This window comes from Candidatus Limnocylindrales bacterium (genome assembly GCA_035559535.1).
GTDB lineage: Bacteria > Moduliflexota > Moduliflexia > Moduliflexales > JAUQPW01 > JAUQPW01.
Genome location: DATMBG010000041.1, coordinates 1 through 20711 on the forward strand (window position 1 = coordinate 1; position 20711 = coordinate 20711).

The window sequence follows — 20711 nt, forward strand, 5'->3', positions numbered from 1 at the left end:
TAAATTCGCCTGGGCATTCTCGATCCCGGCAGAAAGGTTGGCGATATCGGCCTCAACGTTTTTAAGATTGGCCCGGGCGCTCTCCAAATTGGCCATAGCCTGAGTCACCTGAGCCTGAAAGGTTGAAGGGTCCAGTTGAGCGATCACCTGATCTTTTTTAACCTCAGAATTGTAATCTGCATAGAGAGCCTGGATAATGCCGGAAACCTGACTCCCCACCTGAACATTGATAACGGGATTGATAGTCCCTGTCGCGGACACCACCGTGACAATATTCCCCCTCTCCACACGGGTGGTCTTATATTGAACCGACTTGCTTTTGCCCTTGAAAAAATAATAATAACCTCCAGCTCCCAGGATTAGGATGAGTAGACATAAAGTAATAATCAATTTTTTCATTTATTTATTTTTATTAAAAGGCCCAAACCTACTAAATATATTCCCTTACCACTTCACGTATTAAGGGGTTTAATCTAAGGCGGGAAACGGTATAAACCATCTCAAAGGGGATATCCGGAGGATGGAATAGAGTGATACCTGTTACCTTTGCGATCGTTCGATCAGGCATCTGAGATAATCCTATGCCTCAACTTGTCAAAGTTTTATCAACTTTTACTCTCATCTGATTGAGTAGTCTGGACCTCAAGTTTATTGATAACCTTATCCACTCCAAAGACATACCAGGCATCGAATTCTGCCATTTCTTTTACACTTTGATCGGGCACCAGACCTTCTAGAGTAACCACACGATTTTGGGTACTGACGTGGATTTGATCTGCGTTTACGAAGGGATCCTTCTCCAATACAAGATACACGGCATCGGTTATTTCCTCATCGTTATCTTCTTCTGAAGGTATTACCTCCAACCCGTTGATGACATCCCGACTACCCGGTATCCACCAGGCCAGTACTCCGCACAGACGCTTGTGGGATAAGCTGATTACCTGTCCATTTAAAGTCACTACCCCATCCTCTACGGCTACCTCGATGATCCCATCGGTTTTTAACGGAGATTTTCTCAAGGTTTCTACCTGATCTTTAATTCGCATTTGAATATCACAGTTCTCTAAGGCCGGTTCTTGAATAAGGGCCTGACAGACATGATCACGGATGACATCATCGCTCATGCGTTCAGCGGGAACTACCCGTAGACGGTCTACAATCCCGCTAATCCCGTGTATAGCAGCGGCTAATTCTAACGCAAGCTTCTTGGCTGCTATATTCTCCATTTCCCCCTCCAGGGTTAAGACACCATCGCTGAAGCTTATACGAATAGGATAATTATTCAGGTCAATACGGGGCTCTCGTTCAAAGGCTGCGTTGACTTCCCTCAGGATCTCTTCCTTGATATGCAAAGGATCCTCGTCCTCAAAACGCAAAATGGTCTGACTGTTATCCTTAGCTATAACTTTCAACGCCCATGCTTTACCACTATCTGTATATGCCAGCCAAACGGCTTTAGGGGCTGTAATAGTATGGGTGAAAGTTTTTTCGCCTTGACTTACAGTCATGAGAATAGCATCCGATTTCGGATCAAAGTCCACAGCTATCAAGGAGATAGTTTGGGCAGCCAGGTCCGTACCCCATTCTTGACCTACTACCTCAATACTGACCGGTCTGCCCTGATTATCCTGGCTAAACTGCTCGAGGAAAGGCAACCAGCCATCCCGGCTAATTTGCTCGTTCATAGGACCGCCTTCTTACTCCCTTCCTTGTTTATGGCTTGCTGGTTCAATTCTTCAGTCCTGAAGCTTCAAACTGCTCCAGGGCTTCTAAGGCCTGGCAACCATAAATCGTTGCCGGTCCTCCTCCCATAAGGATGGCAACGCCAATCGTCTCCAAAATCTCCTGGCGTGTGGCACCTGCACGGAGGGCATCATGAATGTGATAGGCGATACATCCATCGCATCGAACAGCAATACCGATACCCAGGGCAATGAGTTCTTTAATCTTTGTATTCAACGCACCTTCAGCTACAGCATACTTGTGGAGTTGAACAAATCCGGACATTGGGTTTGGAATCTCTTTCCCTAATTTACCCATCAGGGTTTTAAGATGATTATAGTATTGGAGGTACTCTTTTTCCATAATTTACCCTTTTATTCTAGATCCACTACTCCTGTAAACAAACCTTGATTGAACAGGGTGCCTACCGGGTAGTATCTGGTTAAGGATAATCTTCATCTACAGGGTTAAACCGACTGATGTTTACCGACAAGTTTTACTGTACTGGCTTGGGGGCCTTTTTCACCTTCCTCTTCAACAAAGCGTACTTCCATTCCAATTCTCAGATGTTTGAATCCTTCCTCCAACACACTATTTCTATGAAAATAAATTTCTCGCCCGTCGGGTGTTTCTAAAAAGCCGTAACCTTCTTCGGGAAACAATTTACTAACCCGGGCATGAGGTTCTGCCTCATGGGTTTTCACGGTCCCACGGAGGCGACGTACATAATCCTCCAACCGGCGACCCGCCGCATTAAAAGACTCTCGGATGGCTACATAGAGATCCTCTTGAGGTTCACGATTAATTACAAGTTCTGCACCGGGCACACCTATATCGATACGTACGTTATAAGGTCCTCCCTTCTGATGGTGTCGACCTAGAGCTTCTAGGGTTACCCGGCAACTTATAATCCGGTCGTAGAACTCTTCCAACTTGGCCACCTTCTCACGGATTATTTTCTCATCCGCTTCAGAAAGAGAAACATTGTGGGCCCTGATTTGCAATGGAATTTCCATGATAACCTCCCCTCTTTAAGGACAGTACTCCCCGTGTACCGGTTGATAACCGCAAGTTCTCAATTCTCTTTCCATCTTCTTCTCCATAACAACCGCTTCATCTTCCCTTAATTCTTTTTTTCTTATCTGATCATCAATAGTAATATGGGTAATAACAGGTCCTATTCGGTGTTTTACTACCTCCTGATACCTCTCTACAAGAGAAAACACTTGCTGCCAAGACCCTTCGAGAATCGTTCCGGTGGAGGTAACCTGGTACTTTAAACTACTCCCATTGACAACCTTTAAAACTTCCGCTAAAAGCCCGCTCATACTGACACCTTTTAGGTTTCCAACTGGTGTGATGTTTAGTTTTACAGTCATCTTAATTCCTCCTTATTCTGAAAGCCTCTTTTTACCTGGAGGTATCGCAATTGATATGCCAGAGATAAAAATACCCTTGTAGCATGTTAGAGAATTGAGGCTTACAGAGGCCGGGTTAAATCTGAGTATCGTATACTCAGACCACTTCCCCACCGAAGTATCGCCTAAACGACCGGGGTGTCTCTTCTAAATACCCCACTAAAGGGTGATTATAAGGATTGATCCTATGTAATTGGGCAACATTTTTACAGTGAATAAATATTAAACCTTCTTATTACAGAATATGCGCTATACCGTATACACCTAGAAAATCCCACACAATTCTATGGTCCTTATCTATAAAGCCGATTAGCTAAAGTCAGAAGTTAAGACAAAAATTTGCAACATTGGCAAAAACCACAGATTTGTGGGGAATATCGAGGGATATCCAGGAGGTGTCAGAAATTAAGACAAAAACAACTAAAGTGAATGTAAAATCAACTTCACAAAAGGATTTGCAATTTTGTTAAGCAGGTTTCTCATATCAAGACTTCCTCTATGATAAGTTCAGATTCATCACACAGAGTGGTTTTATGTAATCTTAGGAAGAAATATTTCTGCATCCACGGCTCTGGTTAGATCCTGGAGAGCTTGAGATATCTTTACCGGATAAGGAGGTTCATTCTTAAGCTCTTGCAAATGTTCTGGCAAACGTGCCAGTTCTGCAGCAGCCCGTTTACGCAAATCAGAAAGTGGAATTGGGGGGTTTATTCGACGACCCGCTAACATAAACGGTTGAATTAAAGCCTCTCCCTCTTGGATATCTCCTTCGAGGGTTACTACGTCGTACCTCATACGACCATCGGTTCCCAGGTAACGATAAACCTGTTTACGACCCGGCCAGGTCGCCTTACCCTCCGAGCGCTTACGCCGTGCGCGTCCGGCATATTCTTGGAGCTTGTAAGCACAGTCCAGATATGGAGCATCGGAGGAGGTGTCCAACCGGCTACCAATACCAAATCCATCTATGGGGACTCCGGCTAATACAAACTCTCGTAGGGTATACTCATCCAGGCTGCTACTTGCGAAAATGCGAACTTCTGTAAGTCCGCCCTTATCCAGGATCTGACGCACCTTTCGAGCATGATCCGCCAGATCTCCACTATCCAGGCGGACCCATTTGATGGAAATACCTTCTTTTTTAAGGTGAGGCGCCAAAGCTACGACCTTTTCGGCGGCGGCTTCGGTATCATAGGTATCGATCAGTAAGGCCACATTATCTGGTTGAGAATGAGCAAAGTTTTCAAAGGCTTTTACTTCATCCTCATGGGCCTGGATGAATGAGTGGGCCATAGTCCCATATACCGGAACTCCGAAAAGAGGCGCTGCCAAGACAGTTGCCGAACCAGAAAGCCCGGCCAGATAACTCGCTCGAGCTGCTAGCAGGGCTGCTTCAGCACCATGGGCGCGGCGCATTCCGAAATCCACCAATAACTTCCCAGGGGCTACCAAAACCATTCGCGCAGCTTTGGAGGCAATCAGAGTCTGAAAGTGAAGAAGGTTAATCAAACGTGACTCTACTAACTGGGCTTGAGGTAGAGGAGCCGTAATACGTAAGATAGGCTCATCAGGAAAGAAGATGGTTCCCTCCGGCATGGCATGGACATCGCCGGTAAACCGTAATCCTTCCAGGTAATCCACAAAGCTCTTACTAAAACGGCCACTACTGGCTATCCACTCTAATTCTGGTGGGGTAAAGTGAAGATTCTCCAGGTAATCCAAAACTTGTTCCAAACCAGCCGCCATCAAAAAACCCCGACTGGATGGCAATTTACGGGAGAAGAATTCGAAAACAGCTATATCTTCCATTCCTTGATCGAAATAAGCTTGGAGCATGGTCAGCTCATATAGGTCGGTTAACAGAACACTCGATTGTAGATCTATCATGGGAATGAATGTAGAGCCTAGAGCTTAGAGTCTTTTTCCTGCTCTAGACTTTAGATTTTAATATCGAAAGATTTTAATATCGAAATATCGCAGTTCCAGGTTCATAGGTTTGATCATCAGGAACCTTTTCTACACCAACCGCATAAACGGCTCCTCTGGAGCCCTGATTCGGTAGGATTTGGATAAGAAAATAAAGCAATACGTATACCAATTTTGGAAAATACAGGATAAAGCCGATTCTGAACCTTTCATGATCCTTCGTGAATTAATATTTAAAAACTGCAAGGGTATAGCTGGATTTTATTAAAATTTACCCACATCTTGTCCGGCAATAGAAAAGCGTTATTGCTTCTTGTTTTTTATCTTCAACGATATTTGTCGTAAAATCTTACAATCCAGCCAAAAGTTTACTTCTATGAATCTATTTAAGAATGTCAGAAATTAATACGAAATGACTTTTGTCTGTTTACCTGGTAAGAAGTAAAGAACCGTATTATTTGAGAGTCTGGTATATAGCTTGCTGTTTTTTTCATATAAACAAAGGCAGAGGACGCTTTAACTATTGGAAAGGTGAAAATTGAGATTATGAGCTACTCAAAAAATGAACCCACGACGGATAAGATTAAAGTGCTGACTTCTTCTGGTCAGAAAGTCGTATTTGAAGCACGGAACCTCACCAAGGTTTATCGGATGGGAGAGGTGGAAGTACATGCACTTCGGGGTATCGACCTGGATCTTTTTGAAGGGGAGCTCGTCGTATTACTTGGTCCTTCAGGAAGTGGAAAGTCTACACTCCTCAATATTCTTGGAGGTTTGGATGTACCCACAAGGGGTACCGTGCATTATTTGGATCACAATTTGACAACCTATGATGATTCGATGCTCACACTATATCGTCGGGAGCATGTTGGGTTTGTCTTTCAATTTTACAATCTTATCCCCAGCCTTACTGCACGGGAGAATGTAGCCCTCGTGGCCGAAATAGCCGAAGATCCCATGAAACCGGAGGAAGTTCTTCATCTGGTTGGTCTTAGTGACCGTATGGATCACTTTCCCTCCCAGCTTTCTGGAGGGGAACAACAACGCGTGGCTATTGCTCGTGCCATCGTAAAACGCCCCAATGTGTTACTTTGTGATGAACCCACAGGCGCATTGGATGTTAAGACAGGCGTCATGGTTTTAGAGGTCATTGAACGGGTCAATCGCGAATTGGGAACCCTCACAGCCATTATTACCCATAATGCCATCATTTCTCGAATGGCAGACCGGGTGATTTCCCTTTCAGGGGGAAAGATCTCCGGTATACACCAAAATACTCAAAAAATAGCCGCCAGGGAGCTTATATGGTAAATATATAAATTTTTTCCCCGCGAAGAAAGGAGGCTAAAAAATCAGAATACATGCCTATTCTCAACCGAAAACTCATACGCGATTTCCTTCATATGAAGGGACAGGCCCTGGCTATCTCCCTGGTAATTGCGGCCGGAATAGCTACCTTTGTCATGTCATTAAGTACCCTTGAATCTCTGAAGTGGACTCAGCAAATTTACTACGAACGTTATCGCTTTGCCCATGTTTTTGCCCATCTAAAGCGCGCTCCAAACTCTCTTATTGAACGTATTGCTGAAATCCCTGGAGTTTCTCGGGTTCAGACAAGGATCGTGGTAGAAGTAACCCTCGATATCGAAGGATTGATGGAACCGGCCGTAGGACGACTCATCTCAATACCTGAAAGACCAACACCAGGCCTTAATGAACTTTACCTTCGGAAAGGTCGCTATATTGAACCAGGAAGCCGAGGAGAAGTTCTTGTAAGTGAAGCATTTTTTGAAGCTCACCATTTTAGCCTGAGTGATAAAGTCCTGGCTATCCTTAATGGTCGGAGGGAAGAGCTTAAAATTGTTGGGGTGGTACTCTCACCTGAATACATCTTTCAGATTCGAGCGGGAGATTTTTTACCGGATATAAAACGCTTTGGCGTCTTCTGGATGGGGTATACCGAACTTGCAGCAGCTTTTGATATGGAAGGTGCGTTTAACGATGTGGCGCTTTCTTTGATGTGGGGTGCCTCTGAACCTGAAGTTATAAAACGTCTCGATAATTTAACCAAGCCTTATGGAGGAGTTGGAGCCTATGGACGTTCAGAGCAGATATCCCACCGCTATGTCACAGATGAAATTAGACAGCTTCGAGGTATGGGATTAGTCGCGCCGGTGATTTTCCTTTCTGTTGCAGCTTTTCTCTTAAATGTGATGCTTTCTCGACTCATCAGTACACAGCGCGAGCAGATAGCTGTACTCAAGGCGTTTGGCTACACAAGGTTCGAAATCGGCTGGCACTATCTTAAACTGGTTGGTCTGTTGGTCATACTTGGGGTTGGTCTTGGAACAGGGATTGGGGTTTGGATGGGTCGAAATCTAACCGAGCTTTACACCCGCTTTTATCGTTTTCCGATATTTGAATTTCATCTCAAAATCGGAGTCGTCTTACTGGCCCTGTTAATTAGTATTGCGGCTGCAGTGCTTGGAACTATGGGCGCATTACGTCGAGCCATGAAACTTCCTCCAGCCGAAGCGATGCATCCAGAGCCACCTGCCGTGTACAGGCCAACCCTCATCGAAAGAAGTGGATTACAACGCCTGTTTTCTCCGGGGGAACGGATGATCCTTCGGCAACTAGAAAGACAGCCCCTAAAAACCTTTTTATCTTGTTTAGGGATTGCAATGGCCGTTGCAGTGTTAGTACTCGGAAGTTTTACAGAAGATGCCCTTGATTATGTCTTGGAGATTGAGTTCCATGCTTCGAAGCGTCAAGATATGACGGTGACATTTATTGAACCGGCTTCCGCACCTGCACTCCATGAAATAAATCATCTTCCGGGTGTGCTTTACAGTGAACCCTTTCGAACAGTACCTGTTCGTTTACAGTTTAGACATCACTCGCGTCACGTTTCAATCATGGGACTTGAAACGGAAAGGGGATTATATCGCATCTTAGACAAGAATCAGCACGTCATTTTCTTACCCCCTGAAGGTCTGGTTCTTTCTGAAAAGCTCGCAGAGTTACTTGAGGTCCCAGTAGGCGAGACACTTCTTGTAGAAGTCCTGGAAGGTGAACGGCCAGTTCGTGAGGTGGTTGTTACCGGACTGGTCTCTGATTTCTCGGGTCTTTCTGCATATATGACTGCAAATGCCCTCCATCAGCTCCTGCAGGAAGGTAAAACCCTTTCAGGTGCTTTTCTGGCGGTCGATGACAACCGTATAGAAGAACTTTACAAAACCCTCAAGACAATACCTAGGATTGCAAGTGTAACTGTAAAAAAAGCAACCCTGGAAAGTTTCCGAGAGACCGTGGCAGAAAATCTACTTCTCATGAAGGTTTTCAATATCCTTTTTGCGACCATCCTTGCTTTTGGGGTTGTCTATAACACAGTTCGGATCTCTCTGTCGGAACGGAGTCGAGAATTGGCTACCCTTCGGGTACTTGGTTTCACCCGAAGGGAAGTATCGGTTATTCTTCTGGGAGAACTCGCCGTTCAGACATTCATAGCTATGCCGTTTGGACTCATTCTGGGATATGGCTTTGCCGCTCTGGCAACGCTGACCCTTGATACCGAAATTTATCGTATTCCCTTAGTTGTAAGTCCTTCTACCTTCGCCTTTTCAGCTACGGTTGTTATGATTGCAGCGCTTGTTTCCGGATTGATTGTACGACGAAAGTTGGATCACCTGGATCTGATTGCTGTATTGAAAGCAAGAGAATAAAATTGTTTATGAAACTCTCGATAAAGAATCTGTTCTACATTGGAGTCATTCTCGCTATTTTGACAGTGATTATTTATGCATTTTTACCTAAACCAGTGGACGTTGATTTAGCGTTTGTTATACGGGGTCCATTGCGCATAACCATTGATGAAGATGGGAAAACACGAATCAAGGAGCGTTACGTGGTATCCGCACCCCTTGCGGGGCAATTGCTTCGGGTTGAAATACATGCCGGTGATAGGGTTCAGGCTGGAAAGACCCTGCTAGCCAGGATTAGACCGAGTCCCGCTGCCTTACTGGATGAGCGGACACGTACCGAAGGTATTGCACGGGTGAAAGCCGCCGAAGCAGCTCTTAAACAGATTAGCCCCCAGCTTGGACGAGCCCAAGCCGAACTCAAATTGGCCGAGTCCGAAAAGGAGCGAGCTGAGAAGCTTTTTCAAAATGGTGTGATCTCCAGGCAGGAACTTGACAGAGCACTCACTCTTTTCCGAACTCGATTGGAAGAATTTAAATCGGCCAAATTCGCCGAGGAGATTGCACGCTTCGAGTTGGAGCAGGCTCGTGCTGCACTACTTCAACCAACACCTCAAATGGATGGTCAGGATGAAGATAGAATGAGATTTGATATCTATTCGCCCATTGATGGCCGACTCTTGCGAGTATTTCAAGAAAGTGCAGCTGTGGTGGCTCCAGGGACGCCACTTATGGAGTTGGGCGATCCCAACGACCTGGAATTGGTAGTAGATGTACTTTCTAGCGATGCTGTAAAGATTAGACCAGGAAATAGGGTAATAATAGAACGCTGGGGAGGGGAGTATTCACTTCAAGGTGTGGTTCGACTGGTGGAACCATCTGCTTTTACCAAAATTTCTGCTCTGGGAGTAGAAGAACAACGAGTAAATGTCATTATCGATTTTGTGGATTCCCCTGAAAATAGGGCCGCTCTGGGAGATGGCTATAGGGTTGAAGCCCACATTGTTATCTGGGAAAGGGAAGATGTACTCAAGGTTCCGGTCAGCGCTCTCTTCCGAAATGGACCAGATTGGGCTACCTTTCTCGTTGTTGAAGGACGAGCGAAGTTAAAGCCCGTCAAGATCGGACAGTGGGGGAGTCTTGAGGCAGAAGTACTTGATGGGCTTAACCTGAATGATCAGGTAATTGTGTATCCCAGTGACAAGATCAAGGATGGAGTTGCTGTGACCCCTCGCAAGGGCTCCACGTAGGTTATTCATCCCTTAGTTCAGATAATTCCCTTCCAACAGATTATTTAAAACGAGAACGTGCCTGCTGATAAGCCTTCTCTAAAGCCTCAACAGCCGCATCAATTTTGGGTTTTATATCCTCCCAAACTTCCGTACCAACCGATTTCAGTTCTTCTAGGTACTTCTCGGCAACTTCCTTTTTTTTAAGTAAGTCGTCGACCCTCTTGTTTAGTTCATCCTTCACTTCCATCCCTATTTTTTCACTCTTAGCCCTCAGCTCATCTATATGAATACCGAATTCAGCTAATTTAGCTTCTACCATCTTTTGATAATCTTGTTTGTATTTCAGCATCATAAGATCCCAAGCACCTTTTAATTCCTCCCAAGCTTTCTCCATACCTGCTTTGAGATCTTCCCAGGCTTCACCACTCGCTTTTTTCAGTTCTTTCAACTTCTTCTGTGCAGTTTCTTGCTTGGGACCTAATGCCTCAATCTTCTCGTTAAGCTCAGCTCTCACTTTCTCCACAACTTTTTCCCCGGTCGCTTTCAACTCATTGATTTTGGCATTCAATTCATTAAGTTGAGCTTCCATCTTCTTCTGATAAACCTCTTTTTCGTTCGTTTCCATAATTTTCCTCCTCTAATTTAATTTAAGATAACTAAAACCGTCAGCATTATCTTACCCCTTGAGCTTCAGTTTCAAATATTCACCCATCAATATGGCTGCAGGATACAAAACCTCTTCCTCAGTCCGTGCATGTAATATCAATTTTTCGGCAAAGTGGACATATTCTATCTTATTTTCTTTCTTTGCTGCCTCCATCAGATTCTCCAATGCGCCCACAATCGCTTTGTGTTCCTCCAGCATCTGAGGAAGTTCCCTTTTCAGTTTATCCGTCATGGTTAGAACGTCCCTCATTTCCGGGGTGACCTTCCCTTCTGCCAGGACTATCAATAATCCAAGGGGTGGTAAGGCGTATTCTTCCTCTTTTATAAAATGAGGATGTAATACTCCTGCGACCGCTTTGGCGGCATCCCCAGTCTTTCCACCTGCCTTAGTCGCTTTAACAAGGTCTGAGTGAAGCTCCTCATGTTCCTCTTTTAAGGGTTGGGGAATCTTGAATTCCATAATCTGATCTCCTTTCATTTCATGGGGTTTAAATTTATCCAAGATGTAGATCTGGTTGATACCCTCCGAGCATTAATTCCTTGGTCTTTTATTTACAATAATTGTACCAGACGTTTTTTTATTTCTCGAACTTTTATCCTATGTAATCAACCTGAGGAATTCGATCATTACCTCCCATTAACAAACCATGATTCTTAAACAGTAAAATCTGTCTTTTGTCCTGATTTCTGACATTATTTGATCTGTTTTTCAGATAAGATGTTTTTAAAAGTATTGTAAGATTTTAAGACAAAAAAACATCCAGGGAGATCTTTACTTTTATTTTATTTAATCTATAATAATTTTTACTACGATACTTTGCGCCATTTCTAGGTATTGAAATCTGGCATATCCATTGCGATAGCTTCTTAGAAAATGAGGAAGTGAAATCTTCTTTGATGGTCATGACAAAAGTTACCCGGTCGAAAGATTAGACCTCAACCCGCTCACGTGGAGGATCTTAAATCTAATAAAAACTCCGGGGAATGTTTATTAAAACGAGAGTCTAGGGCGAAGACCTCTCATCCCGATAAAACAGAAAGTAGAAGACAGGGGACAACTTATCACCTAACACCTGCTGTCTTCTAAGTCTAAGGAGTATAGCTATGTATCGATCTATCCTGGTACCCCTCGATGGTTCTACCTTTGCAGAACATGCTTTGCCCATAGCCCGCAGTATTGCACACCGGGCGGGTGCAACCCTTCACCTGGTCTCTGTACACATGCCCGTGGCAATAGGATATGTGGACGACCTGGCAACTTTAGATGACAGGTTAGAGGCTGAGAACAAAGCGCATGAGCGGGCGTATCTCGATGAAGTAATCAAACGTCTGGCAATGGATCCCAAGGTCCCTGTTACTTCTACGCTGGTTGAAGGGTGGGTTGGGCGGGTGGCCGAAGTACTGCGGGATTATGTGATGGCTAAAAACATAGATCTGGTGGTAATGACCACCCATGGACGTGGCGCATTGAGTCGGTTCTGGCTGGGCAGCGTTGCCGATGAGTTGGTACGACAAGCACCGGTCCCCATCCTGTTGGTACGACCCAGGGAAGGGGAAGAAACTCCAGATATTTCCCGGGATCAAATCTTCCAGCATATCCTGATTCCCCTGGACGGATCTACGCTGTCTGAAAAAATACTGGAGCCTGCCATAACTCTGGGTAGATTAACGCAGGCCGATTACACATTGTTACGGGTTATAGAGTTGATGTTACCGGCTAACTTCTCACCCGAATATTCGGTTGGGGTTGATCAGCAGTTGTTAGAGCTCCTCCAGGTTGATGCCCGGCATTATCTGGAGGAAGTAGCTGAACGATTACGTGGGCGAATGCTTCAAGTCCAGACCAAGATAGTTTTCAACTATCAACCGGCTCTCGCTATCCTTGAAGAAGCCGAGAAGCAGGGGAGTGATCTGATTGCCATGGAGACCCATGGGCATGGAGGTTTAACCCGATTGTTGGTAGGGAGTGTTGCCGACAAGGTGTTGCGGAGTGCTCCCGTGCCGGTGTTGTTGCATCGTCCGCGTGATAAATCTTCGTAATTGGGCTGAGGAAGTAAAGAACTGAGAAAGTCGGTTAAACCTAAATCTAAGGAAGAATAATCCATGGTTCTGGGGTTCCAATTTATAGTTTGTACTGCTCTCATATTCTTCTCCGGGGTGAAGCTTTCAAAGTACGGGGATATTATTGCCGAAAAAACAGGCTTGGGAAGGACCTGGATTGGGGTGATGTTGTTGGCCTCTGTCACTTCTTTACCCGAACTCATTACAGGAATAAGCTCGGCTGCTATTTTTGGTCTTCCAGATATTGCAGCAGGAGATGTTCTAGGTAGTTGTCTGTTTAATATTCTCATTATTCCCATCCTTGACGGTCTAGGGGGCTCTCTACCCATCTCTACAAGGGCACACCACGGACACATACTTTCGGCAGGTTTTGGAATACTTTTGCTCGGGCTTGGAGGTATCAGTATTTTTGCCGGTGTAAGAGTTCCTTCCGTAGGTTGGATGGGCCTATATAGTTTGCTTTTTATTACCATTTATCTGCTGGCCATGAGGATGATTTTCCTGCATGAAAAAAGGCATATAGCTAAATTGGTCAAAGAGATGGCCGAAGAATTACAACATCAACACATCTCTAAATCAAGGGCTTATACTCTGTTTACATTAAATGCCTTGACAATAGTAGGAGCGGCTACCTACCTGCCTCATCTGGGAGAGAGGATTGCTGAAATTACCGGTCTTGGTCAAACTTTTGTGGGGAGTATCCTTATAGCTGTATCCACTTCACTTCCTGAAGTGGTTGTTTCTCTGGCTGCCGTCAAAATCGGAGCCATAGATCTGGCGTTTGGGAACATTTTCGGAAGCAACCTCTTTAACCTTGGTGTTATACTGGCAATTGACGATATTCTTTATGCAAAGGGACCACTTCTTTCAAGTATATCAGGAAACCACATTTCTACCGCAATTTCTGCCATGACCATGACGGCTATTGTAATTATTGGTTTGACTTATAAAACCACTAAGAAGCCTCTTTTTCTTGCTTGGGATTCCCGGGGTATTTTAGGAGTTTATGTTATAAACACTTTTATTTTATATGCCGTGAGATAAAAAACTAAAACAGCGGGAATTTACTACGAATCGACTGCTTTATCTTCTTGGTCCCGTTAAATTCACAGAAGATAAGGGATCTATTACGGTATATAGGCTCCGGTATGGGAAAATTCCTGAAAGGACCTACTCTGGAAGGAATCATTCTTGGGATGGCGATTGGCCTTATTACCGGGGTTGGGGGTTATACCTTCCTCTATGCGAAGGGGACTTCCTATCTGACCAATAACCCTGAGGCCTGTGCAAACTGTCATATTATGCGTGAGCATTATAATGGATGGATTAAATCAAGCCATCGGATTGTAGCGGTTTGCAATGACTGTCATACTCCTTCTGGTTTCTTTGAGAAGTATGCCACCAAGGCTTCCAATGGATTCTGGCACTCCCTGGCTTTTACGACCGGACGATTTCCAGAACCTCTACAGATCAAGTCCCATAACCTGGAGATTACCGAGAATGCTTGCAGGAAATGTCATCAAGACATTGTAGAAGCCATGGAAGGACCTTATCCGGGAAACATCAGGCTATCCTGTGTACGTTGCCATAATTCGGTAGGACACCTGGAATGAAAGGTCTGGAGTGGTAGAGATTTTTTGAGGTAAAAAAATGGCCCAGATTCCCGACAATGCTCCTTTACCTGACAACCCTCGACGTAGTTATCGTGTTTTGTTGATTCTAATCACGGTGCTTGTAGCAGCTTTAGTTGCCGCAGGAGGGGTTGCGTTATTGGTTAATATCCTGGAGCGTAAACAGGAAGCAAAGAATCCGTTTTATCGGGTGGTTGAACTTACCGATGAGACGGAAGATCCTGCCCTTTGGGGTAAAAACTTCCCCATGCAATATGATGGTTACCTTCGCACGGTAGATCAGGTCCGCACAAGATTTGGTGGAAGTGAAGCCCTACCCCGAACCCCTACCGACGTGGATCCTCGTTCAGTGGTTGCGCAATCCCGATTAGAAGAAGACCCTCGCTTAAAGATAATGTGGGCTGGATACGCCTTTTCCAGGGATTTTCGGGAGGATCGGGGTCATGCTTACATGCTTGAGGACCAGACTTACACCGAACGTCAACGGGTGGCTTCGCAACCCGGAACTTGCCTTCACTGTCATGCGTCGGTTTACGTACCCTATAAGAGGCTTGGAGATGGCGACCTTATCAAAGGTTTTGAGAAGATGAATCAGATGCCTTATCATGAAGCCAGGAAGCTGGTGAGGCATCCAGTTGCTTGTATCGATTGTCACGCACCTGATACCCTGCAACTTCGGGTGACGCGACCGGGGTTTATTGAAGGAATTCGTCTCCTCAAGGCATCTCAGGGTATTAAGGATTATGATGTAAACACCATGGCAACACGCCAGGAGATGCGTACCTTTGTTTGTGGTCAATGCCATGTCGAGTACTACTTCAAGGGGCCGGAGAAGCGTCTGGTTTATCCGTGGGCCAGGGGGCTGAAGGTAGAGGAAATTCTGGCCTATTATGATGACGAAAAAGTTAAGGATTGGATTCACGCCGATACAGGCGCAGAGGTGCTCAAAGCGCAACACCCGGAGTTCGAGATGTGGAATCAGGGTATCCATGCACGTTCAGGAGTAGCCTGCGCTGACTGCCACATGCCTTACAAACGGGAAGGTGCCTTGAAGATCAGTGACCACCATGTACGCAGTCCGCTTCTGAACATCCCTCGGGCCTGTCAGACCTGTCACAAATGGCCCGAAGCTGAACTCAAAGCACGGGTGGAAACTATTCAGGAGCGAACCTTCCAGATGCGTAACCTGGCCATGGATGCGTTGGTTGACCTGATCGGTGATATAAAAACGGCTCGCATGTCGGGCAAGAGCGATGCGGAATTGGGAGTTGCTCGAGATTTTCAACGCAAAGCCCAGTTTCTACTTGACTTTGTAGAAGCAGAAAACTCAACGGGCTTCCATGCCCCTCAAGAGGCAGTGCGGATTTTAGGCAAATCGATTAACTTCTCTCGGCAAGGACAGATCGCACTCCGGGATATGGGTCATTAAATGGAACTGTAACAATTTAGTAGCTGTCACTTTTTCTGTCTGAACACCCCCCATCCCTCCTTCAGGGGGGGACTGACGTGGGATTGCTGCTGCTGAAGTCCCCCCTGGAGGGGGGATGGGGGGGGGTGTTTCTTTTCCCCCTACTAAACGGTCATGACCTTTTAGGACCTTACGAAGCATGAAAATCGTAAGACGATTTTTGTAAGAAATTGATACGGATACCGTTAAATAAACATAATATTAATTGCTAAATAAACCTAATATGATTATTATGTCAATTAAACATGCAAATCATAGATCGAAATTCATTGGGTATTCTTTTTGATACGCTGAAGCGTCGAGGCTTTAACCTCATTGGGCCTACGATTCGTGATGGAGCCATTGTGTATGACGGGTTAACTTCTACTGCTGATTTGCCTATTGGATGGACAGACGAACAAAATGGAGGGACTTATCGTCTCAAGAAGCGTGCTGATGAAGCCGTCTTTGGTTATACCGTGGGTCCGCACTCGTGGAAAAAGCTGCTGTATCCGTCTGTTCAGCGCCTATGGCGAGCTAAGCGCGATGGGGAGAGTTTCCAGTTTATTACAGAGGATGAGGAAGTGCCCAAGTTTGCCTTTATTGGTGTTCGCTCCTGTGAGCTGCACGCCATGGCCATTCAAGATAAAGTTTTCATAAACGGGAAATATACTGATCCGGTTTACAAAGTGCGACGCGAGAATATCTTTACCGTGGCAGTCAACTGCGGACAAGCCGGTGGTACATGTTTCTGTGTATCGATGAATACAGGACCGAGAGCAACTTTTGGGTTCGATTTGGCTCTGACCGAAATTCTGGAAGATAATCACCATTGCTTTACAGTGGAGGTGGGGACAGAACGGGGTGCGGAAATTCTCCGTGAGGTTCCACATAGAGAAGCGGAGGAGGAAGAAAAGGCTAAGGTTGAGGATATTGTGGCGAAAACTGCCAGACAGATGGGCAGGACTCTGGATACCACCGATATCAAAGATTTGCTTTATCGTAACTATGAACATCCTCGTTGGGACGAGGTGGCCAGTCGCTGTCTCACCTGTGGTAATTGTACCCTTGTATGCCCAACCTGTTTTTGTACTACCGTAGAAGATGTTACCGACTTGACGGGAGAACATGCCGAACGCTGGCGGAAGTGGGATTCCTGTTTTACAATGGATTTCTCTTATATTCACGGTGGTAGCATCCGGTCCTCTTCGAAGGCTCGCTATCGTCAATGGATGACCCACAAATTGGCTACGTGGATTGATCAGTTTGGCACTTCAGGTTGCGTCGGATGTGGACGGTGTATTACCTGGTGTCCTGTTGCCATTGACATTACAGAAGAGGTCCGTGCTATTCGTGGAAGGGAATAGAAAGCAATGTAGGGGTGGGAGGCCTCCCACCCGTACTTGGAGCGTGAGGGATATCCCGCCCCAGGTTTCAGGCTTCCAACTCCCGGTTATCCCATGCAAACCCTTGAACCCATTTTAGTTGAGCATCCTTTCTTTAAGGGTCTTGAACCTCGTTATCTTCAACTGATTGTTGGATGTGCGTCCAATGTGCGCTTTGATTCCGGACAGTTTATCTTCCGCGAAGGAGAAGAGGCCAACCAGTTTTACCTCCTGCGCCAGGGCAAAGTAGCCCTTGAGGTATTTTCTCCTGAACGAGGAGCCATCACCCTCCAGACTCTTGGAGAAGGTGAAGTCCTTGGTTGGTCCTGGCTCTTTCCACCCTATCGATGGCACTTCGATGCTCGAGTCCTTGAACCCCTGCGAGCTATTGCCTTCGATGGGGAATGCCTTCGTACCAAGTGTGAAGAGGACCATGACCTGGGTTATGAATTGGTGAAGCGTGTGGCCCATATTGTTATCCAGCGGCTCCAAGCTACCAGGTTGCAACTTTTGGATATCTATGGCCTTCATTCTTGAAAGATCGATGCCAACGACAAACCTTCCTGACCCGATGCTTCCCGATCTTTATCGCGTTCAACGGGTACGGCAAGAAACCCATGATACCTTCACGCTTGAACTTGAGCCAATGAGCAGTGAACAACAGGTAGCAGCGAAGGGGGTTTCATTTGTTGCCGGACAGTTCAATATGCTATATATATTTGGTGTAGGTGAGGTACCGATTTCTATTAGCGGTAATCCTACTCCACGTAAGGTGGGAGTCTCTCCACCCCGATTTGTACATACAACCCGTGCGGTCGGAACAGTGACGAAAGCTATGGGTAAACTAAAGCGGGGGGACGTACTGGGAGTGCGGGGTCCCTTCGGGAGTCACTGGCCCATGGAAGAAACGGTAGGGAAGGATATCGTTATGGTGGCAGGAGGTATTGGATTGGCCCCCCTACGTCCGGCCTTATATCAATTCCTTTCTCAACGGGAAAACTATAAGAGGATCATCCTGCTTTATGGTACTCGCAGCCCTGCAGACATTCTTTACCGGCGTGAACTCGAACAATGGCGAGCACGTTTCGATCTTGAGGTCCAGGTTACAGTGGATCAGGCTAGGGGTGCCTGGCACGGTAACGTAGGTGTGGTTACAACACTCATTCCAAGGATATCCTTTGACCCGTTAAGAACCATAGCACTGATTTGTGGACCCGAGATTATGATGCGTTTCACGATTTTAGAACTTCAGAAGCATGGGGTAGGAAAGGAAAATATTTTTATCTCTATGGAACGTAATATGAAGTGTGCTATTGGCTTTTGCGGGCATTGCCAGTTCGGACCTACTTTCATCTGTAAGGATGGTCCAGTGTTTCGCTATGACCGCATCCAAGAATGGTTTGGAAAACGGGAAATTTAAACCGCCTCTATGACCCGAAAACGTAAACCAAAACTTGCTGTCTGGAAGTTCGCCTCCTGTGATGGTTGTCAGTTGAGCCTCCTCGATTGTGAGGATGAGCTGCTCACGGTGGCCGATGAGGTTGAGATTGCATACTTTCTTGAAGCGTCGCGGGCTGTGGTAAAAGGTCCTTATGATCTTTCCCTTGTCGAAGGCTCCATCACAACTCCCCTGGATATCCGACGAATTCAACAGGTACGTCAGGCCTCAAAGTTTTTAGTTACAATCGGTGCATGTGCCACGGCTGGAGGCATTCAAGCCCTGCGTAATTTTAAGGATATCAACGAGTTTATCTCTGTGGTATATGCCAGACCGGAATATATCGAAACACTTGACAAATCGACCCCCATTGCCAACCATGTTTTCGTTGACTTTGAGCTGCGTGGTTGCCCCATTAATAAAAAACAACTCGTTGAGGTTATCAGTGCCTTCTTGCAGGAACGTAAGCCAAATACCCCAGCGCATAGCGTTTGCATAGAGTGTAAACTTCGTGGAACTGTTTGCGTGATGGTTGCCCATGGCACACCCTGCCTTGGTCCCATAACCCATACAGGTTGTGGTGCAATCTGTCCCGCCTACTACCGTGGCTGCTACGGATGCTTCGGGCCTATGGAGACACCAAATACAGCTTCATTAAGCGCCTGGTGGAGTCGTCTGGGAGCAAAGGAACAAGATATTCTACGAGTCTTCCGTGGATTCAATGCTTACGCAGAAGCGTTCCGGAAGGAGAGTGAGGTTCATGAAAAGTAGAACAATAAAAGTAGATTACCTTGCCCGGGTTGAAGGAGAAGGAGCCTTGTATGTAAAGATCAAGAATACCACCGTTGTAGATGTCAAATTAAAGATTTTCGAACCACCACGCTTTTTTGAGGCATTTTTGCGAGGGCGTGCTTTCACGGAAGCACCGGATATTACAGCTCGTATCTGTGGTATCTGCCCTATCGCCTATCAGATGAGTGCTGTGCACGCCATGGAAGATGCTTTGGGTGTTGTGGTCGACGGACAACTCCGTGCACTGCGGCGACTTATCTACTGCGGAGAGTGGATAGAAAGCCACTCGCTTCATGTCTACATGCTCCATGCCCCAGACTTCCTCGGTTATGAAAGTGCTATTCATATGGCCAGGGACTACCCCGAGATCGTCCAGCGTGGCTTGCAACTGAAAAAGGTTGGAAACGAAATTGTAACCCATCTCGGTGGACGAGAGATCCATCCCATCAATGTACGGGTCGGGGGATTCTACAAGGTACCAACAAAGCAAGAACTGAAGCCGCTTGCGGAACGGCTCAAATGGGCCCGAAATGCTGCCTTTGAAACAGTTCGCTGGACTGCAACCTTACCCTTCCCAGAATTTGAGCAGGACTATGAATTCGTCGCCCTTCAGCATCCTGAAGAATACCCCTTCAATGAAGGCCGGCTCGTTTCCAATAAGGGCCTAGATATCGCTATACGCAACTACGATGATTACTTTGTCGAAGAACATGTACCCCATTCCAATGCCCTGCATTCCGTACTCAAGGAACAAGGTTCAGATAATTTGACAGGTCGCCCTTACCTGGTCGGTCCGTTAGCTCGCTATAACCTGAATTTTCATCGTCTTTCTCCTCTGGCTCAAGATGCAGCTCGCTCAGCCGGACTTTCGCCAGTATGCCGTAATCCCTTTCAGAGTATTATCGTTCGTAGTGTAGAAATCCTCTACGCCTGCGATGAAGCCTTACGCATTATTCAAGAATATGAACCGCCAGAAAAACCTGCGGTGGAGGTTCAACCGCGTGCAGCCACAGGGTATGGCTGTACAGAAGCACCCCGTGGCATTCTCTACCATCGCTATCGCATTGACGACGACGGCACCATTCTCGACGCAAAAATTGTTCCCCCAACCTCTCAGAATCAAAAAATTATCGAAAGGGATCTCTATCAGTTTGTTTCAAAAAACATCGAATTACCTAAACAAAAGCTCACACAGCAATGCGAACAAACCATACGTAACTACGATCCCTGTATTTCATGTGCAACGCATTTTTTGAAACTTAACATTGAGCAAGAATAAGTAAGACAAA

21 protein-coding genes are annotated in these 20711 nt (G+C 45.9%); 12 read left to right on the plus strand and 9 right to left on the minus strand.

Annotated elements, in window-relative coordinates:
- From VNM22_14815 to VNM22_14845, 7 genes are all read right to left on the minus strand, one after another.
- On the minus strand, positions 1-399 hold a 399-nt coding region (locus VNM22_14815; GenBank protein ID HWP48434.1), incomplete at its 3' end, for a biotin/lipoyl-binding protein.
- Positions 400-430: 31 nt separating this feature from the next.
- On the minus strand, positions 431-568 hold the full coding sequence (locus VNM22_14820) for a hypothetical protein (GenBank protein HWP48435.1): 138 nt from the start codon (positions 566-568) through the stop codon (positions 431-433).
- Positions 569-605: 37 nt separating this feature from the next.
- Complete coding sequence (locus VNM22_14825) at positions 606-1688, minus strand: BON domain-containing protein (GenBank protein ID HWP48436.1); 1083 nt, start codon at positions 1686-1688, stop codon at positions 606-608.
- Between the two features lie 43 nt (positions 1689-1731).
- Positions 1732-2088, minus strand: coding sequence for a carboxymuconolactone decarboxylase family protein (locus VNM22_14830; GenBank protein HWP48437.1), 357 nt, complete (start codon positions 2086-2088; stop codon positions 1732-1734).
- A gap of 104 nt (positions 2089-2192) precedes the next feature.
- Positions 2193-2741 carry an HPF/RaiA family ribosome-associated protein gene (locus VNM22_14835; protein HWP48438.1) on the minus strand — a complete coding sequence of 183 codons (549 nt, stop codon included), beginning with the start codon at positions 2739-2741 and terminating at the stop codon, positions 2193-2195.
- A gap of 15 nt (positions 2742-2756) precedes the next feature.
- On the minus strand, positions 2757-3104 hold the full coding sequence (locus VNM22_14840) for a thiamine-binding protein (GenBank protein ID HWP48439.1): 348 nt from the start codon (positions 3102-3104) through the stop codon (positions 2757-2759).
- Positions 3105-3674: 570 nt separating this feature from the next.
- Positions 3675-5030: a nicotinate phosphoribosyltransferase gene (locus tag VNM22_14845; protein HWP48440.1), complete on the minus strand. Its 1356-nt coding sequence runs from the start codon at positions 5028-5030 to the stop codon at positions 3675-3677.
- A 585-nt stretch (positions 5031-5615) separates the two neighbouring features.
- On the opposite strand from VNM22_14845, the gene VNM22_14850 reads away from it, so the two are divergent.
- The 3 genes from VNM22_14850 to VNM22_14860 are packed head-to-tail and all read left to right on the plus strand — an operon-like array spanning position 5616 to position 10020.
- Positions 5616-6380 carry an ABC transporter ATP-binding protein gene (locus tag VNM22_14850; GenBank protein HWP48441.1) on the plus strand — a complete coding sequence of 255 codons (765 nt, stop codon included), beginning with the start codon at positions 5616-5618 and terminating at the stop codon, positions 6378-6380.
- Positions 6381-6430: 50 nt separating this feature from the next.
- Positions 6431-8794 (plus strand): FtsX-like permease family protein, encoded by a 2364-nt coding sequence (locus VNM22_14855; GenBank protein HWP48442.1) that lies wholly within the window; start codon positions 6431-6433, stop codon positions 8792-8794.
- An 8-nt stretch (positions 8795-8802) separates the two neighbouring features.
- Positions 8803-10020 (plus strand): HlyD family efflux transporter periplasmic adaptor subunit, encoded by a 1218-nt coding sequence (locus tag VNM22_14860; protein HWP48443.1) that lies wholly within the window; start codon positions 8803-8805, stop codon positions 10018-10020.
- Between the two features lie 40 nt (positions 10021-10060).
- Here VNM22_14860 and VNM22_14865 read toward each other — a convergent pair whose 3' ends face one another.
- Complete coding sequence (locus VNM22_14865) at positions 10061-10627, minus strand: hypothetical protein (GenBank protein HWP48444.1); 567 nt, start codon at positions 10625-10627, stop codon at positions 10061-10063.
- Positions 10628-10678: 51 nt separating this feature from the next.
- Positions 10679-11128, minus strand: coding sequence for a hemerythrin domain-containing protein (locus tag VNM22_14870; protein HWP48445.1), 450 nt, complete (start codon positions 11126-11128; stop codon positions 10679-10681).
- Between the two features lie 644 nt (positions 11129-11772).
- Here VNM22_14870 and VNM22_14875 point away from each other — a divergent pair.
- The 9 genes from VNM22_14875 (at position 11773) to VNM22_14915 (ending at position 20701) form a co-directional block, all read left to right on the plus strand.
- Entirely contained in the window at positions 11773-12708 is a 936-nt protein-coding gene (locus VNM22_14875) for a universal stress protein (protein HWP48446.1), read from the plus strand.
- A 63-nt stretch (positions 12709-12771) separates the two neighbouring features.
- On the plus strand, positions 12772-13773 hold the full coding sequence (locus tag VNM22_14880; GenBank protein ID HWP48447.1) for a hypothetical protein: 1002 nt from the start codon (positions 12772-12774) through the stop codon (positions 13771-13773).
- A gap of 104 nt (positions 13774-13877) precedes the next feature.
- Entirely contained in the window at positions 13878-14342 is a 465-nt protein-coding gene (nrfH, locus tag VNM22_14885) for a cytochrome c nitrite reductase small subunit (protein HWP48448.1), read from the plus strand.
- A 37-nt stretch (positions 14343-14379) separates the two neighbouring features.
- Positions 14380-15789 carry an ammonia-forming cytochrome c nitrite reductase subunit c552 gene (locus tag VNM22_14890; protein ID HWP48449.1) on the plus strand — a complete coding sequence of 470 codons (1410 nt, stop codon included), beginning with the start codon at positions 14380-14382 and terminating at the stop codon, positions 15787-15789.
- Positions 15790-16073: 284 nt separating this feature from the next.
- Entirely contained in the window at positions 16074-17174 is a 1101-nt protein-coding gene (locus VNM22_14895) for a 4Fe-4S dicluster domain-containing protein (GenBank protein ID HWP48450.1), read from the plus strand.
- Between the two features lie 36 nt (positions 17175-17210).
- Complete coding sequence (locus tag VNM22_14900; protein ID HWP48451.1) at positions 17211-17729, plus strand: cyclic nucleotide-binding domain-containing protein; 519 nt, start codon at positions 17211-17213, stop codon at positions 17727-17729.
- A complete protein-coding gene (locus VNM22_14905; GenBank protein ID HWP48452.1) occupies positions 17713-18612 on the plus strand; it encodes an FAD/NAD(P)-binding protein in 900 nt (299 codons plus the stop codon). Before VNM22_14900 ends, VNM22_14905 begins: the two co-directional genes overlap by 17 nt.
- Before the next feature lie 9 nt (positions 18613-18621).
- Entirely contained in the window at positions 18622-19401 is a 780-nt protein-coding gene (locus tag VNM22_14910; GenBank protein ID HWP48453.1) for a hypothetical protein, read from the plus strand.
- Positions 19391-20701, plus strand: coding sequence for a Ni/Fe hydrogenase subunit alpha (locus VNM22_14915; protein HWP48454.1), 1311 nt, complete (start codon positions 19391-19393; stop codon positions 20699-20701). The genes VNM22_14910 and VNM22_14915 overlap by 11 nt, the downstream gene beginning before the upstream one ends.
- The last annotated feature ends 10 nt before the right edge of the window (positions 20702-20711 follow it).

Coding starts and splice junctions, on each gene's coding strand:
- VNM22_14830 (HWP48437.1), bottom strand. CDS start 2,088: ATGGAAAAAGAGTACCTCCAATACTATAATCATCTTAAAACCCTGATG.
- VNM22_14850 (HWP48441.1), top strand. CDS start 5,616: ATGAGCTACTCAAAAAATGAACCCACGACGGATAAGATTAAAGTGCTG.
- VNM22_14865 (HWP48444.1), bottom strand. CDS start 10,627: ATGGAAACGAACGAAAAAGAGGTTTATCAGAAGAAGATGGAAGCTCAA.
- nrfH (HWP48448.1), top strand. CDS start 13,878: ATGGGAAAATTCCTGAAAGGACCTACTCTGGAAGGAATCATTCTTGGG.
- VNM22_14820 (HWP48435.1), bottom strand. CDS start 568: ATGCCTGATCGAACGATCGCAAAGGTAACAGGTATCACTCTATTCCAT.
- VNM22_14875 (HWP48446.1), top strand. CDS start 11,773: ATGTATCGATCTATCCTGGTACCCCTCGATGGTTCTACCTTTGCAGAA.
- VNM22_14910 (HWP48453.1), top strand. CDS start 18,622: ATGACCCGAAAACGTAAACCAAAACTTGCTGTCTGGAAGTTCGCCTCC.
- VNM22_14825 (HWP48436.1), bottom strand. CDS start 1,688: ATGAACGAGCAAATTAGCCGGGATGGCTGGTTGCCTTTCCTCGAGCAG.
- VNM22_14870 (HWP48445.1), bottom strand. CDS start 11,128: ATGGAATTCAAGATTCCCCAACCCTTAAAAGAGGAACATGAGGAGCTT.
- VNM22_14915 (HWP48454.1), top strand. CDS start 19,391: ATGAAAAGTAGAACAATAAAAGTAGATTACCTTGCCCGGGTTGAAGGA.
- VNM22_14860 (HWP48443.1), top strand. CDS start 8,803: ATGAAACTCTCGATAAAGAATCTGTTCTACATTGGAGTCATTCTCGCT.
- VNM22_14880 (HWP48447.1), top strand. CDS start 12,772: ATGGTTCTGGGGTTCCAATTTATAGTTTGTACTGCTCTCATATTCTTC.
- VNM22_14840 (HWP48439.1), bottom strand. CDS start 3,104: ATGACTGTAAAACTAAACATCACACCAGTTGGAAACCTAAAAGGTGTC.
- VNM22_14890 (HWP48449.1), top strand. CDS start 14,380: ATGGCCCAGATTCCCGACAATGCTCCTTTACCTGACAACCCTCGACGT.
- VNM22_14895 (HWP48450.1), top strand. CDS start 16,074: ATGCAAATCATAGATCGAAATTCATTGGGTATTCTTTTTGATACGCTG.
- VNM22_14855 (HWP48442.1), top strand. CDS start 6,431: ATGCCTATTCTCAACCGAAAACTCATACGCGATTTCCTTCATATGAAG.
- VNM22_14835 (HWP48438.1), bottom strand. CDS start 2,741: ATGGAAATTCCATTGCAAATCAGGGCCCACAATGTTTCTCTTTCTGAA.
- VNM22_14905 (HWP48452.1), top strand. CDS start 17,713: ATGGCCTTCATTCTTGAAAGATCGATGCCAACGACAAACCTTCCTGAC.
- VNM22_14845 (HWP48440.1), bottom strand. CDS start 5,030: ATGATAGATCTACAATCGAGTGTTCTGTTAACCGACCTATATGAGCTG.